The 13,695-nt window shown below is 60.5% G+C and carries 12 protein-coding genes; 8 read left to right on the forward strand and 4 right to left on the reverse strand.

The genetic code is table 11. The features are described from left to right. Positions 1-40 precede the first annotated feature (40 nt). Genes oppB through C7477_RS10120 form a run of 3 tightly spaced genes read left to right on the forward strand, consistent with a single transcriptional unit; the run spans position 41 to position 3,699 of the window. A complete protein-coding gene (gene oppB / locus C7477_RS10110; protein WP_110751684.1) occupies positions 41-964 on the forward strand; it encodes an oligopeptide ABC transporter permease OppB in 924 nt (307 codons plus the stop codon). Further along, positions 957-2,096, forward strand: coding sequence for an ABC transporter permease (locus C7477_RS10115; RefSeq protein WP_110751686.1), 1,140 nt, complete (start codon positions 957-959; stop codon positions 2,094-2,096). Before oppB ends, C7477_RS10115 begins: the two co-directional genes overlap by 8 nt. A gap of 1 nt (position 2,097) precedes the next feature. Beyond that, positions 2,098-3,699 (forward strand): ABC transporter ATP-binding protein, encoded by a 1,602-nt coding sequence (locus C7477_RS10120; RefSeq protein WP_110751688.1) that lies wholly within the window; start codon positions 2,098-2,100, stop codon positions 3,697-3,699. 234 nt (positions 3,700-3,933) lie between these two features. Here C7477_RS10120 and C7477_RS10130 read toward each other — a convergent pair whose 3' ends face one another. Continuing rightward, positions 3,934-4,875: an NAD-dependent epimerase/dehydratase family protein gene (locus tag C7477_RS10130; RefSeq protein ID WP_110751690.1), complete on the reverse strand. Its 942-nt coding sequence runs from the start codon at positions 4,873-4,875 to the stop codon at positions 3,934-3,936. Positions 4,876-5,139: 264 nt separating this feature from the next. Between C7477_RS10130 and cysD the strand changes: the two genes are divergently transcribed. Genes cysD through cysQ form a run of 3 tightly spaced genes read left to right on the forward strand, consistent with a single transcriptional unit; the run spans position 5,140 to position 8,822 of the window. Next, positions 5,140-6,045 (forward strand): sulfate adenylyltransferase subunit CysD, encoded by a 906-nt coding sequence (gene cysD, locus C7477_RS10135; protein ID WP_110751693.1) that lies wholly within the window; start codon positions 5,140-5,142, stop codon positions 6,043-6,045. Continuing rightward, a complete protein-coding gene (gene cysN / locus C7477_RS10140; protein ID WP_110751695.1) occupies positions 6,045-7,985 on the forward strand; it encodes a sulfate adenylyltransferase subunit CysN in 1,941 nt (646 codons plus the stop codon). Before cysD ends, cysN begins: the two co-directional genes overlap by 1 nt. Then, a complete protein-coding gene (cysQ, locus tag C7477_RS10145; protein WP_110751697.1) occupies positions 7,986-8,822 on the forward strand; it encodes a 3'(2'),5'-bisphosphate nucleotidase CysQ in 837 nt (278 codons plus the stop codon). It begins immediately after the preceding gene. Here cysQ and C7477_RS10150 read toward each other — a convergent pair. From C7477_RS10150 to C7477_RS10160, 3 genes are all read right to left on the reverse strand, one after another. Continuing rightward, positions 8,794-9,555, reverse strand: coding sequence for an ABC transporter permease (locus C7477_RS10150; RefSeq protein WP_110751699.1), 762 nt, complete (start codon positions 9,553-9,555; stop codon positions 8,794-8,796). The genes cysQ and C7477_RS10150 overlap by 29 nt on opposite strands. Further along, positions 9,552-10,478, reverse strand: a complete 927-nt coding sequence (locus tag C7477_RS10155) for an ABC transporter ATP-binding protein (protein ID WP_110751701.1) — start codon at positions 10,476-10,478, stop codon at positions 9,552-9,554. The genes C7477_RS10150 and C7477_RS10155 overlap by 4 nt, the downstream gene beginning before the upstream one ends. A gap of 237 nt (positions 10,479-10,715) precedes the next feature. Further along, positions 10,716-12,083, reverse strand: a complete 1,368-nt coding sequence (locus C7477_RS10160; RefSeq protein WP_110751703.1) for an MFS transporter — start codon at positions 12,081-12,083, stop codon at positions 10,716-10,718. 166 nt (positions 12,084-12,249) lie between these two features. Between C7477_RS10160 and C7477_RS18755 the strand changes: the two genes are divergently transcribed. Then, on the forward strand, positions 12,250-12,429 hold the full coding sequence (locus C7477_RS18755) for a hypothetical protein (RefSeq protein WP_146226088.1): 180 nt from the start codon (positions 12,250-12,252) through the stop codon (positions 12,427-12,429). A gap of 92 nt (positions 12,430-12,521) precedes the next feature. Beyond that, positions 12,522-13,682, forward strand: a complete 1,161-nt coding sequence (gene cyoA, locus C7477_RS10165) for a ubiquinol oxidase subunit II (RefSeq protein ID WP_110751705.1) — start codon at positions 12,522-12,524, stop codon at positions 13,680-13,682. Positions 13,683-13,695 lie beyond the last annotated feature (13 nt).

Consider the following 13,695-nt stretch of genomic DNA (forward strand, 5'->3'; position numbering starts at 1 on the left):
CTCCCCGCAAGGGGGAGGGTTAAAACTGGTGGATACGCCCATGCTGCTTTTTATCCTGCGCCGATTGGCGAGCGCCGTGCCGACAGTGTTCATCGTCGTCACGCTGTCCTTCTTCCTGATGCGGTTTGCTCCCGGTGGGCCGTTCAATCTGGAGCGTCCTCTTCCTCCACAGACGATGGAGAATTTGATGAGGACCTATCATCTCGACGAGCCGCTATGGCGGCAATATCTCACCTATATCGGCAATGCCGTCAGGGGCGATTTCGGTCCGAGCTTCATCTACAAGGACAACACGGTCGCCGAACTGATCGGCAAGGGCATACCCTATTCCGTGGAGCTCGGCTCCTATGCGCTGCTGCTCGCCCTTATCGGCGGCGTACTCGCGGGTACGCTTGCGGCGCTCAAGCAAAACAGCACGCTCGACTTCATCATCATGTCGATTTCCACCGTCGGCGTGACGGTGCCGAATTTCGTCGTCGGCCCCGTGCTCACCCTGATTTTCGCAATCATGCTGGCCTGGCTGCCCGCCGGCGGCTGGGGCGACGGTTCGCTGCGCTTTCTCCTGTTGCCGACGATAGCGCTGGCGCTGCCGCAACTCGCCGTCTTCGCGCGGCTGACGCGCGGCTCGATGATCGAGGCGCTGAACACCGATCATATCCGCACCGCAAGGGCCTATGGGCTGCCGGCGAAAAGCGTGGTCATCACCCATGCCATGCGCGGCGCGATGCTGCCTGTTGTCTCATACCTCGCGCCCTGCGCCGCGACGTTGATGACCGGCTCGGCGGTGGTGGAAACGATCTTCACCATTCCGGGTGTCGGGCGCTATTTCGTGCTTGGCGCCATCAACCGCGATTATACGCTGGTCATGGGAACCGTGATCCTCATCGCCGTCTTCGTCATTCTCTTCAACCTGATGGTGGATATCCTCTACGGTTTCCTCGATCCGAGGGTGCGCCATGACTGATCTCACCCATTCGCCGATGTCCGACGCGGCAGCGCCAGAAACCAGAAGCCGCAGCCTGTTCCAGCTGGCGCTCATGCGCTTCCGGCGCAACCGCGCCGCCATGTCCGGCTGCTTCATGCTGGCGCTGATCGCGCTGTTTTCGTTCCTCGGCCCGCATTTCATCAGCCACACCTACGATCAGGTGTTCCCGTCCTATGTCCTGACGCGGCCCAGCCTCGAGCCTCGGCCCGATACCTCGACGCTTCAGGGCGTCATGGAAAATGTCGCCGGGCGCGCCCGCGTCAAGCTCCAGTCCTTCGAGCTCGATGGGGAGACTTTCACCGCGACCGTGACCTCGGACAGCACAATCGATCCGCGCACATCGCGCTATTTCGACCGGGCGAACGAGTTCCGCGATACGGAGGTAGTCGCCACGGGGAACGACGGCAAATCGATGACGCTGACGGGCAAGGTCAGCCGCGAATATTTCCCCTTCGGCACCGACAGCAACGGTCGCGATCTCATGGCCCGCGTCATGCTGGGCGGGCAGGTTTCCATCGCCGTCGGGCTGCTGGCAAGTCTGGTTTCGCTCGGAATCGGCGTCTTCTACGGCGCCACATCGGGCTTTATCGGCGGGCGCGTCGATAATGTCATGATGCGGCTTGTCGAGATCCTCTATTCGCTGCCTTTCGTGTTCCTCGTCGTCGTGCTCGTCGTGTTCTTCGGGCGCAGTTTCATCCTGATCTTCCTCGTCATCGGCGCGGTCGAATGGCTGGATATGGCGCGTATCGTGCGCGGGCAGACGCTGGCGCTGAAACGGCGCGAATTCATCGGCGCGGCGGAGGCTTTGGGGCTCACCGACTGGCAGATCATCCGCCGCCACATCATCCCGAACATCACCGGCCCGGTCATCATCTTCGTCACGGTGGTGGTGCCGAAGGTGATCCTGCTTGAAAGCTTCCTGTCGTTCCTCGGCCTCGGCGTTCAGGCGCCGCTCACCAGCTGGGGCGTGCTGATCGCGGATGGCGCGAACAATATCCAGTCGGCCCCCTGGCTGCTGATCTTCCCGGCCATCTTCTTCGTCGTCACGCTATTCTCCCTCCAGTTCGTGGGTGACGGCCTGCGCGACGCATTCGATCCGAAGGACCGCTGACATGACGGACGAAAAGGAAACCATTCTCGCCGTCCGCGACCTGAAAGTCCGCTTCTCGACGCCCGATGGCGCGGTGGAAGCGGTCAAGGGCATCGACCTCGACATCAAGGCCGGCGAGACGCTGGCCGTCGTCGGCGAATCCGGGTCGGGTAAGAGCCAGACCATGATGGGCATCATGGGATTGCTCGCCAAAAACGGCAGCGTGACCGGCTCCGCCACATATCGCGGCAAGGAGCTGATCGGCTTGCCGCCCAAGGCGCTGAACAAGGTACGCGGCTCCAAGATCACCATGATCTTCCAGGAGCCGATGACATCGCTCGATCCGCTCTATACCGTCGGACGCCAGATTGCGGAACCCATCGTGCATCATCGCGGCGGCAGCTTCAAACAGGCGCGGGCGCGGGTTCTGGAGCTTCTGGAACTCGTAGGCATTCCCGAGCCGCAGCGGCGGATCGACAGCTATCCGCACGAGCTTTCCGGCGGCCAGCGGCAGCGGGTGATGATTGCCATGGCGCTGGCGAACGAGCCGGATCTGCTCATCGCCGACGAGCCGACGACCGCGCTCGACGTCACCATCCAGGCGCAGATCCTCGACCTATTGCGCTCGCTGCAAAAGCGTTTCGGCATGGCTATCGTGCTGATCACGCACGATCTCGGCATCGTCCGGCATTTCGCTGAACGGGTGGTGGTGATGCGCCATGGCGAGGTGGTTGAAACGGGAACGACGGCGGATATCTTCGAGCGGCCGCAGGCGGATTATACCAAAATGCTCCTCGCCGCCGAACCGAGCGGCCGGAAGGAGCCGGTCCCGGATCATGCGCCGATCATGCTGGAGGGGCGGAACGTCACGGTCGATTTTTCGATCGGGGCCGGGCTTCTGGGCGGTTCTCCCGTCACCTTCCGCGCGGTCGATGGCGTCACGATAAGGCTACGTCAAGGCCAGACCATCGGCATTGTCGGGGAATCCGGGTCGGGCAAATCGACGCTTGGCCGGGCGCTGCTGAAGCTCATCCCCGGCAGCGGCTATTACACATTCGGGACGACCGACATATCGAAATTCGACCGGTCGGCGATGCGGCCCCTGCGCCGCCAGTTGCAGCTGGTGTTTCAGGACCCTTACGGCTCGCTCTCGCCGCGCCAGACGGTTGGCGAGATCATCACCGAAGGGCTGTTCGTCCACGAACCGCAGCTCAGTAAGCAAGAGCGAGACCGCCGCGCCGCGACCGCTCTGCAGGAGGTCGGTCTCGATCCCGCCTCGCGCAACCGCTACCCGCACGAATTCTCCGGCGGTCAGCGGCAGCGCATCGCTATCGCTCGGGCGATCATCCTGAAGCCGAAGGTGGTCATCCTCGATGAGCCGACTTCCGCGCTCGACCGCTCGGTGCAGGGGCAGGTGATCGCGCTGCTGCGCGACCTGCAACAGGCGCACGGCCTCTCCTACATCTTCATCAGCCATGATCTTTCGGTGGTGAAGGCGATGGCGGATTACGTGGTTGTGATGAAGGGCGGGCGCATCATTGAAGAAGGCGAGACGGATGCGATTTTCGACGCGCCGTGTCAGCCTTACACCAAGGCGCTGCTTGGGGCGGCGTTTAATATCTGAGTATGAGAGCGGTTCCTGTTTTACTGGAATCGCGAAGCACACCCCCCTCTGCCTTGCCAGGCATCTCCCCCTCAAGGGGGGAGATCGGCTGACGCGGCGTTTGGCCCTCACCTTCCAACGTTAGCGGTTAGTGCCGACGTCGGTGAAGGCTAATCTCCCCCCCTTGAGGGGGAGATGGCTGGCAAGCCAGAGGGGGGTACTCGCTGGCGGGTTCCACTTAAAGGCAAAAATATTCTAAGCGCGCGCACTTTCCGCTATACGCCGAAAACTATCACGCGGCGCCCGCCAGCCCGTCTCCTCAAGCAGAAGCGGGCTGGCGATGAGGCCGCCTGTGACCGCTTGCCAGCGAGTGGATTGGCCGACAAGCCCGGCGAGATGGGCGAGCCATGATTGCGGGACGGGGAAAAGACCCGGCTTCCGGCCAAGCCCGGCGCGGATGGCGGCAAGTATTTGCGCTACGGAAAGCGGTTCCGCATCGGCGACGAGATAAGTGCCGCCATCGGTTTTTGGCTCGCGAATACTATGCAGGATCGCATCGCAAAGCGCCTCACGGTCGAGAAGCGAGCGCTTGGCATCGAGCCCCGCGAAGGGCAGGGGAACAGGCAGGCGGCCGAGGCGGGTAAGCATAGCCATATTGCCGCCAACGCCCGGACCATAGACGAGTACCGGACGCAGGATGGTGAACTTTCCAGTATCGGCAAATATCGCCGCGATTGCCTGTTCGGCGGCGAGCTTCGCCCGCCCGTAATCGTCTTCCGGCTTGGCAGGATCGGTTTCACGCACGATGCCATCCGCTACCTGCCCGCATTGCGCGCGGATGGACGAAATGAATACGAATTTGCCTTGTGCCGCGCTGCGGGCTGCTTCCGCAAGCCTTGCCGCCAGCATCCTGTTGGCGGCTTCATAGGCAGCGGTCGCAAGCTTCTGCCTCGCATGGGCGATTGCCGCGAGATGGACGACATGATCGCATCCGGTAGCGAGCGTCTCGAAGGCGGCCGCTGGCGCATCAGGGGAGGGAAGCTGTGCGGTCTCGACACCGGCGAGGCGAATTTTCTCCGGCGTCCGCGATGCCGCGCGGACGCTAAAACCCGCTGCAAGCAGATGCGGCACAAGCGCCCGGCCGATAAAGCCCGAGGCGCCGGTGACCAATACGCGTTCGGAGGAAGCGGCGTTCATCAAGGCTAATAACTCACAAAATCAGTAGGATTTTCGAAGGGTTAGGGCGAATGCGAGGATCGGAACATTCTTCCGTCCACCCGCTCAAGAATAGCATGTTTTTGGCGCGGGGAACGAGCATTCGGCGATTCCATCCTTTTCCTGAATTGGACCGTTCGTGGATAATGCGTGAAGCCGGATTTCCGGCAGCAGCTAACCCCGCTCAATCCATGCCTCAATCCCATACGATCCGGGCACGGTCCAGCACCAGGACTTAAAGCCGTCATGAACAAGCATTTGACGCATCTCGAGCGTCTTGAAGCCGAGGCGATCCATATCTTTCGCGAGGTGGCCGCGACATTCGCCAATCCGGTGATGCTTTATTCCGTCGGCAAGGATTCCTCCGTCATGCTGCATCTGGCGATGAAGGCATTCTATCCGGCGAAGCCGCCCTTTCCCTTTCTCCATGTCGATACGACATGGAAGTTTCGCGAGATGATCGAATTCCGCGACGCCCAGGCGCGCGAACTGGGGTTCGAGCTTCGTGTGCATATCAATGAGGAGGGCGTGCGGGAGGGGATAAATCCCTTTATCCACGGCTCCAATACCCATACTCACATCATGAAGACCGTCGGCCTGCGCCAGGCGCTCGACAAATACGGCTTTGACGCAGCGTTCGGCGGTGCGCGGCGTGATGAGGAAAAATCACGCGCCAAGGAGCGCATCTTCTCGTTTCGCAATGCGCAGCATGGCTGGGACCCGAAGAACCAGCGCCCGGAAATGTGGAAGATCTACAACACGCGCGTTGCCAAGGGTGAATCCATCCGCGTGTTTCCCCTGTCGAACTGGACCGAGCTCGACATCTGGCAATACATCCTGCGTGAAAGCATTCCCATCGTGCCGCTCTATTTTGCCGCCCCGCGTCCCGTGGTGGAGCGCGATGGTATGCTGATCATGGTCGATGACGGGCGCATGGAGCTGAAACGCGGCGAGAGGGTCGAGGAGCGCATGGTCCGCTTCCGCACGCTCGGCTGCTACCCGCTGACCGGCGCGATTGAATCGGATGCGGCGACTTTGCCCGAAATCGTCAGTGAGATGCTGATCGCCCGAACCTCCGAGAGGCAAGGGCGCCTCATCGACAAGGACGAGGCGGGCTCGATGGAGAAGAAGAAGCGCGAGGGCTATTTCTGATGAACCAGATCAATTTCCCCGTCGCCGCTACGGGGGCGGACGATGTTCTCGCCTTCATGGATGACCAGCAGAAGAAACCGCTCCTGCGCTTTCTCACGTGCGGCTCGGTGGACGATGGCAAATCGACGCTGATCGGCCGGCTGCTCTACGATACCAAGCTTCTCTTCGAGGACCAGCTCGCGGCCTTGCAGAACGACAGCCGCAAGCATGGCACCAATGGCGACGAAATCGACTTCGCGCTTCTGGTGGACGGGCTGGAGGCGGAGCGCGAGCAGGGCATCACCATCGATGTCGCATACCGCTTCTTTGCCACCCCGAAGCGCAAGTTCATCGTCGCCGATACGCCGGGGCATGAGCAATACACCCGCAACATGGCGACGGGCGCCTCCACCGCCGATCTCGCCATCGTGCTTGTCGATGCACGGCAGGGCATATTGACCCAGACGCGACGGCACTCGTTTATCGCCTCGTTGCTCGGCATCCGGCATATCGTGCTGGCGGTCAACAAGATCGATCTCGTGGATTATTCGCAGGAAGTGTTCGATCGCATTGTCGCCGACTATACCGCCTTTGCCCGCGATCTGGGCTTCGCCACCATCCAGCCGATCCCTATCTCCGCCCGCTACGGCGATAATGTCTCGCTCAAATCATCGAAGCTCGACTGGTACGACGGGCCGGCGCTGCTTGCCCATCTCGAAACCGTTTCGCTGGATGAAACCGATGCCGCCCGACCGTTTCGCTTTCCGGTGCAATATGTGAACCGCCCGAACCAGAATTTTCGCGGTTTCGCCGGAACGGTCGCTTCGGGGGGCGTTGCGGTAGGAAGCCCTGTCGTCGTCGCCAAATCCGGCAAGGCCTCGCGGGTTAAGCGCATCGTCACGCAGGACGGTGATCTGGCTGAGGCTTTCGAGGGGCAGGCCATCACCATCGTGCTGGAGGATGAGGTGGAGGTATCGCGCGGCAACATGCTGGTCGCGCCGGATAGCCGTCCCGATGTCGCCGATCAGTTCGCCGCCCATCTTGTCTGGTTCGGCGAGGAGGCGATGATCCCCGGCCGGCCTTATCTCCTGCGCACAGAGACAGATCAGGTGAGCGTCACCATTACCGATCTGAAACATCGCATCGACATCAACAGTTTCGCCGAGGAAGCAGCAAAAACCTTGGCGCTGAACGAGGTCGGCGTCTGCAATCTCTCGACCGGCGAGCCGATTGCCTTCGACCCATATGCCGGCAACCGCTCGACAGGTTCGTTCGTGCTCATCGACCGCATGACCAATGCGACGGTGGGGGCGGGCATGATCGATTTCGCGTTGCGGCGGGCATCGAACGTGCACTGGCAGGCACTGGATGTCGACAGAGACGCGCGCGCGGCGCTTAAATCCCAGCGCCCGGCGGTCCTCTGGTTCACCGGCCTGTCGGGCTCGGGCAAGTCGACGGTAGCCAACCTTCTGGAAAAACAGCTCCATGCGCTGGGCAAGCACACCTATATTCTCGATGGCGACAATGTCCGCCACGGTCTCAATCGCGACCTGGGCTTTACATCCGAGGATCGTGTGGAGAACATTCGCCGCGTTGGCGAGGTGGCGAAGCTGATGGCGGATGCAGGGCTGATCGTGCTCGTCTCCTTCATTTCGCCCTTCCAGGCAGAGCGGCAGCTGGTGCGCGAGCTTCTACCGGCAAACGAGTTCATCGAGATTTTCGTCGATACGCCGATCGAGGAATGCATTGAGCGCGACCCGAAGGGGCTCTATGCCAAGGCGCTCAAGGGTGAGATCAGGAATTTCACCGGCGTGGATTCGCCTTACGAGCGACCGGAAAAAGCGGAAATTCATTTGAAAACAAGTGGGCGTTCGACGGAAGAACTGGTGGCGGAGATTGAGAAATATCTGGGAGCACGCGGTATTATCGGCAATTACAGTGCCGATTCCTGGTCGATCTGAATGAAGATACTCTCGAATGCCGATTCCGTGACCGGCGACGATGCGCTCCTTGTCCTTATGGAGAGAACAGCCATTGCCGCCGGGCGCGCCATCATGGAAATCTACGAGGCCGGCTGCGATGTGTCCTTGAAGATCGACGGGTCGCCGGTGACGCTGGCGGACAAGGCGGCGGAGGCGGTGATCCTCGCGGCGCTGCGCGAGGCGACGCCGGATATCGCAATCGTTGCCGAAGAAGAGGTGTCGGAGGGCAGGGCGCCTATTCTCCTCGGAGAACGCTTTTTTCTCGTCGATCCCCTCGATGGAACGCGTGAATTCATTGGGCGAAACGGCGATTTCACGGTCAATATTGCCCTGATCGAACAAGGAATACCGGTTCTGGGCGTGGTCTATGCGCCCGCGCGCGGGCTGCTTTTTTCCGGCGGCCCCAAGGGAGCGCGGGAGGTCACGGTTGGCTCCGGCGGTCTGATGACGGCATATCGCTCGATTGCAGTCCGCGATTGTCCGGCGCGGATGATTGCCGTCGCCAGCCGTTCGCACCGCACGCCGGAGACGGATGGCTATCTCACCGGCTTCGATATCGCCGAATGCGTTTCGGTCGGCTCCTCGCTCAAATTCTGCCTTGTGGCGCGCGGAGAGGCGGATATCTATCCGCGCTTCGGGCGGACCATGGAGTGGGATACGGCGGCAGGCGATGCGATCTTGCGCGCCGCGGGTGGCGGGACCTGGACGCCTGAGGGCGAGCTTCTCGCTTATGGAAAGAACGGATTCGCAAATCCGTTCTTTATTGCGCGGGGCCGATTGGCTCCGGTTACGCCTTCAACCGATAGCCCGTCCTGAAAATCCACCATACGAGACCGAGGCAGATCGCGAGGAAGAAGAAGATCATCGCGATGCTGACGCCGACGCTCACGTCCGCCGTCTCATAGAAGCTCCAGCGGAAACCGCTGATGAGGTAGAGCACCGGGTTGAAGAGCGTCACGTCGCGCCAGAAGGGCGGCAGCATGTGGATGGAATAGAACGAGCCGCCGAGGAAGACGAGCGGCGTGACCACCAGAAGCGGGATCAGCTGCAGCTTCTCGAAACCGTCCGCCCAGATGCCGATGATGAAGCCGAACAGGCTGAAGGTGATCGATGTCGCGACCAGGAAGAACACCATCCAGAAGGGGTGGCGGATCTCGATGGGTACGAAGAGAAACGCGGTGGCGAGAATGATGACGCCCAGGATCAACGATTTTGTCGCCGCCGCTCCCACATAACCGATCACGATCTCCACGAACGAGATCGGCGCCGAAAGCACTTCGTAGATGGTGCCGACGAATTTCGGGAAGTAGATGCCGAAGGAAGCATTCGAGATCGAGTTCTGCAACAGCGTCAGCATGATGAGGCCGGGCACGATGAAGGCGCCGTACTGGACGCCTTCGACCTCCTGGATGCGTCCGCCGATCGCCGATCCGAAGACGACGAAATAAAGCGAGGTGGACAGCACCGGCGAGATCACGCTCTGCAGGAGCGTGCGGCGCATGCGCGCCATCTCGAAGAGATAAATGGCCTTGATGGCTTCGAAATTCATCGGGCTTCCTCCACAAGGCTGACGAAAATATCTTCGAGCGAACTCTGCTCGGTATCGAGGTCCTTCACCGCGATGCCCGCCCGGTTGAGGTCGGCGAGAAGCGAGCCGATGCCGGTGCGCGCAGCCTGCGTGTCGTAGCTGTAGACGAGGCGGCGGCCGCCGTCTTGCACATCGAGATCGTAGTGCGAGAGCGCTTCGGGGAGTTCGGGAAGACCCTCGACAAGTTCGAGTGTAAGCTGCTTCTTGCCGAGCTTGCGCATCAGTTCCTTCTTTTCCTCCACGAGGATCAGCCGGCCCTTGTTGATGACGCCCACCCGGTCGGCGATTTCTTCCGCCTCCTCGATATAGTGCGTGGTGAGGATGATGGTGACGCCGTTTTCGCGCAAGCGGCGCACCAGCTGCCACATATCCTTGCGCAGTTCCACGTCGACGCCGGCGGTGGGCTCGTCCAGGAACAGGATGCGCGGCTCATGCGCCAGTGCCTTGGCGATCATGACACGCCGCTTCATGCCGCCGGAAAGCTGCATGATCTTGTTGTCCTTCTTGTCCCAGAGCGAAAGGTCCTTGAGGATGCGCTCGCACAGCGCCGGGTCTGGCTTCTTGCCGAAGAGGCCGCGGCTGTAATTGACCGTGGCCCACACGGTCTCGAAGGTCTCCACATGCAGCTCCTGCGGCACGAGGCCGATCAGTTGCCGCGCGGCGCGGAAATCCTTGATGATGTCATGGCCCTGCACATTCACGGTGCCGGTGGTTGGGTTGAGAATGCCGCAGACGAGCGAAATGAGCGTCGTCTTGCCGGCGCCGTTCGGGCCCAGCAGGGCGAGGATTTCACCGTCGCGGATATCGAGGTCGATCCCGTGGAGGGCGGTGAAACCACCCTCATAGGTTTTCGAAAGATTGGAAATGGATATGGCGTTTGGCATGAGACCGTCGCTGGCAGGAGATGAAGGGGAACAGGTTCACGCGGCTAAAGCGGAAAGGCCAAAGCGCGCCACATATAGGCAAGTTAATTGCTCGTTGCCATAGCAAATATATGACGGGCTGGCGTCTCCTGACATTGCCAGCCTGTCTTGCCCCGCAGTGTTATTGAGGGCCACGCATCATGGGGATGAACCGCGTTTCACCGCGACTCGTCTGCTGTGTGCAGCGATATGAGCCGGTTACCGTCGCCGCGAACGGGCAGTCGGTTCGTTGTCATAGTCGAGCATGCGGGTGAGGCTCAAGGCCACCAGCGTACAGATCGCGCCTGATATCAGATAGCCGCCGATGAATATGATGCCGAAGTTGCTCGCGAGTCCGAGCGCCACGAGCGGCGCGAAGCCGGCGCCCACCAGCCAGGCGAGATCCGATGTAAGCGCGGCGCCCGTATAGCGATAGCGCCGTTCGAAACGCGAGGAGACCGCGCCTGACGCTTGACCAAAGGAAAGACCGAGGATGCCGAAGCCGATGATGATGAACGCGTCCTGGCCCATGCTGCCCGCATCGAGAAGGAAGGGGGCGGAAAACGAGAAGATCGCGATGATGAAAGCGCCGATCATCAACTGGTTGCGGCGTCCGATACGATCGGCGATCAAGCCGGAAAGCACGATGCCGATGATGCCGACGGCCGCGCCCGCCACCTGCACCCAGAGGAACTTCGACGCCGACTGGCCGCCGTGCAGCACCACCCAGCTCAGGGGGAAGATCGTGACGAGGTGGAACATCGCAAAGCTCGCCAGCGGCACGAACGCGCCGAGCACGACATCGGCGGCATGTTTGCTCAGCATCTCGAAGACCGGCCGGGGCTCCAGTTCCTTGGACTCCAGCGCGACGCCGAATTCCTTGCTCCCGACAATGCGCAACCTGGCGAACAATGCCACCACATTGATCGCAAAGGCGACGAAGAACGGATAACGCCAGCCCCAGGAGAGAAAATCCGCCTGCGAGAGGTTCGAAATGAAATACCAGAAGAGGATGCTCGCCAGCGCGAAGCCGATGGGCGCGCCGAGCTGCGGGAGCATCGCATACCAGCCGCGCAGTTTCTTCGGAGCGTTGAGATTGAGCAGCGAGGCCAGCCCATCCCATGCGCCGCCGAGCGCGAAACCCTGCCCCAGGCGAAACAGCGCCAGCAACGCCACGGCCCAATAACCGATGGTGTCGTATCCCGGCATGAAGGCAATGGAGGCGGTTGATCCGCCGAGAATGAAAAGCGCGATCGTCAGCTTCGTGCCGCGCCCGTAATGGCGATCGATCCACATGAAGACGAAGGTGCCCACCGGTCGCGCCAGGAAGGCGAGCGAGAATATCCCGAAGGACATCATCATGGCGGCGAGCGGGGAAGGTGCGAAGGGGAAGATCAGTTTCGGGAAGACGAGAATCGAACCCAGCCCATAGACGAAGAAATCGAAGAACTCCGACAGGCGAGCGATCACCACGCCGATAGCGATACTACCCGGCGAAATCGACTTGCCGTCGTTGATACGGCGGGCGTCCCGTTCGAGATCTGAAGATCTGGGCCCTTCGAACCAGGGTTTGGCAACCGCGATCATGACTTCTTCCTCCTGCCTGTCTCCACCTGCAAATGAATGTCGAACAAACTTTGAAAGAGATCAAGGAACTTTCCCCAAAAAGACGGCGACAAGGTAAGAATAGTATCTGGCCACATCATTATTGTGTGTTACCTTGGTATAAATAGGTATTGTCCGGGGGTATCTAGTGTACGATCCTGTAATTCGTGACGTTCGATATCAACCGCAAAACAATGCATCGCAAATGCTCGTTTCCAATGTTGTGATTCGGAATCCGCGTGATTTCGTTATCGGCCTGGAAGGCGAACTTGGAATCGCCACACTGGTGGGTATTTCACTGGAACCGGTGTTTGTTGCGCTGCGATGAATTGCTGCAGTGCGGCCAACGGCCTCATTCCAAAAGAGGAGCGTTGGCGTTTATTGCGACCGACGAAAACCGTAAAAATTCGAGCACGCAAGATGTCCATGCACTCAAAAATCGTCGGATGGCTGTTCGCTTTCCTTGTTCTGCCGCTTCTGTCCGGCTGCAACATGGTGGTCATGTCACCTTCGGGCGATATCGCCAGGCAGCAGGCGGACCTTATTCTGATCTCGGTGGCGCTGATGCTGATCATCATCGTGCCGGTTATCTTCCTGACGCTGTTTTTTGCGTGGAAATATCGCCATTCCAACACCGATGCGCCCTATGATCCGGAATGGTCCCATTCGACCCGGCTCGAAGTCGTCATCTGGTCGGCGCCGCTCGCCATCATCATTGCGCTGGGCGCGATCACCTGGATGAGCACCCACAAGCTCGATCCCTATCGGCCGCTCGACGAGATCGCGCCCGGTCGCCCGGTTGCCGCGAATGTGAAGCCGCTTAACGTCGAGGTCGTTGCGCTCGATTGGAAATGGCTATTCATTTATCCCGATTACGGCATCGCCAGCTTGAACGAGATGGCGGCGCCCCTCGACGTGCCGATCAATTTCAAGATCACCTCGACCTCGGTCATGAATTCCTTCTACATCCCGGCGCTCGCGGGCCAGATCTACGCCATGCCGGGCATGGCGACGAAGCTTCACGCTGTTATCAACAAGCCGGGCGACTATGAAGGGCTGTCCGCCAATTTCAGCGGCAGCGGCTTCTCGCACATGCGCTTCACGTTCAAAGGCCTCGACCAGGCCGGTTTCGATGCCTGGGTTGCCTCGGTGAAGCAAAAGGGAACCAGCCTCACGCGCGCCGACTATCAGAAACTTGAACTTCCCAGCGAGAAGGAGCCGGTCCGCTATTATTCGACAGTCGATAACGGGCTCTTCGATGCCATCCTCAACATGTGCGTGGACCCATCGAAAATGTGCATGAAGGAAATGGCGATGATCGACGCCCGGGGCGGCGGCGGCAAGGAGTCGGCGAATCTCGTCTTCCGGCTGGCCTATGACCGGGAGCGCAACTGGGGAGCAATCGGCGGCAAGTCGCGTCCGTTCCTGCTCGCCCAGTGCACGCCTGAAGGCGCCGGTCCGGGAGGCAGCGAGGTTCTTCCGCCCGCAAGCCGTTCGCCTTCTCCGTCCTTCAGCCTCTCCCTAGGCAAGAGCGCGGGCAGTGACCTGAGCCAGCTTTCCTCCGGCACGGTCCTCAGATAATCAAGGTTTATGA

This window comes from Paramesorhizobium leguminum, assembly GCF_003217235.1.
Lineage (GTDB): Bacteria > Pseudomonadota > Alphaproteobacteria > Rhizobiales > Rhizobiaceae > Paramesorhizobium > Paramesorhizobium leguminum.

Coding starts and splice junctions, on each gene's coding strand:
- oppB (WP_110751684.1), top strand. CDS start 41: ATGCTGCTTTTTATCCTGCGCCGATTGGCGAGCGCCGTGCCGACAGTG.
- C7477_RS10115 (WP_110751686.1), top strand. CDS start 957: ATGACTGATCTCACCCATTCGCCGATGTCCGACGCGGCAGCGCCAGAA.
- C7477_RS10120 (WP_110751688.1), top strand. CDS start 2,098: ATGACGGACGAAAAGGAAACCATTCTCGCCGTCCGCGACCTGAAAGTC.
- C7477_RS10130 (WP_110751690.1), bottom strand. CDS start 4,875: ATGAACGCCGCTTCCTCCGAACGCGTATTGGTCACCGGCGCCTCGGGC.
- cysD (WP_110751693.1), top strand. CDS start 5,140: ATGAACAAGCATTTGACGCATCTCGAGCGTCTTGAAGCCGAGGCGATC.
- cysN (WP_110751695.1), top strand. CDS start 6,045: ATGAACCAGATCAATTTCCCCGTCGCCGCTACGGGGGCGGACGATGTT.
- cysQ (WP_110751697.1), top strand. CDS start 7,986: ATGAAGATACTCTCGAATGCCGATTCCGTGACCGGCGACGATGCGCTC.
- C7477_RS10150 (WP_110751699.1), bottom strand. CDS start 9,555: ATGAATTTCGAAGCCATCAAGGCCATTTATCTCTTCGAGATGGCGCGC.
- C7477_RS10155 (WP_110751701.1), bottom strand. CDS start 10,478: ATGCCAAACGCCATATCCATTTCCAATCTTTCGAAAACCTATGAGGGT.
- C7477_RS10160 (WP_110751703.1), bottom strand. CDS start 12,083: ATGATCGCGGTTGCCAAACCCTGGTTCGAAGGGCCCAGATCTTCAGAT.
- cyoA (WP_110751705.1), top strand. CDS start 12,522: ATGTCCATGCACTCAAAAATCGTCGGATGGCTGTTCGCTTTCCTTGTT.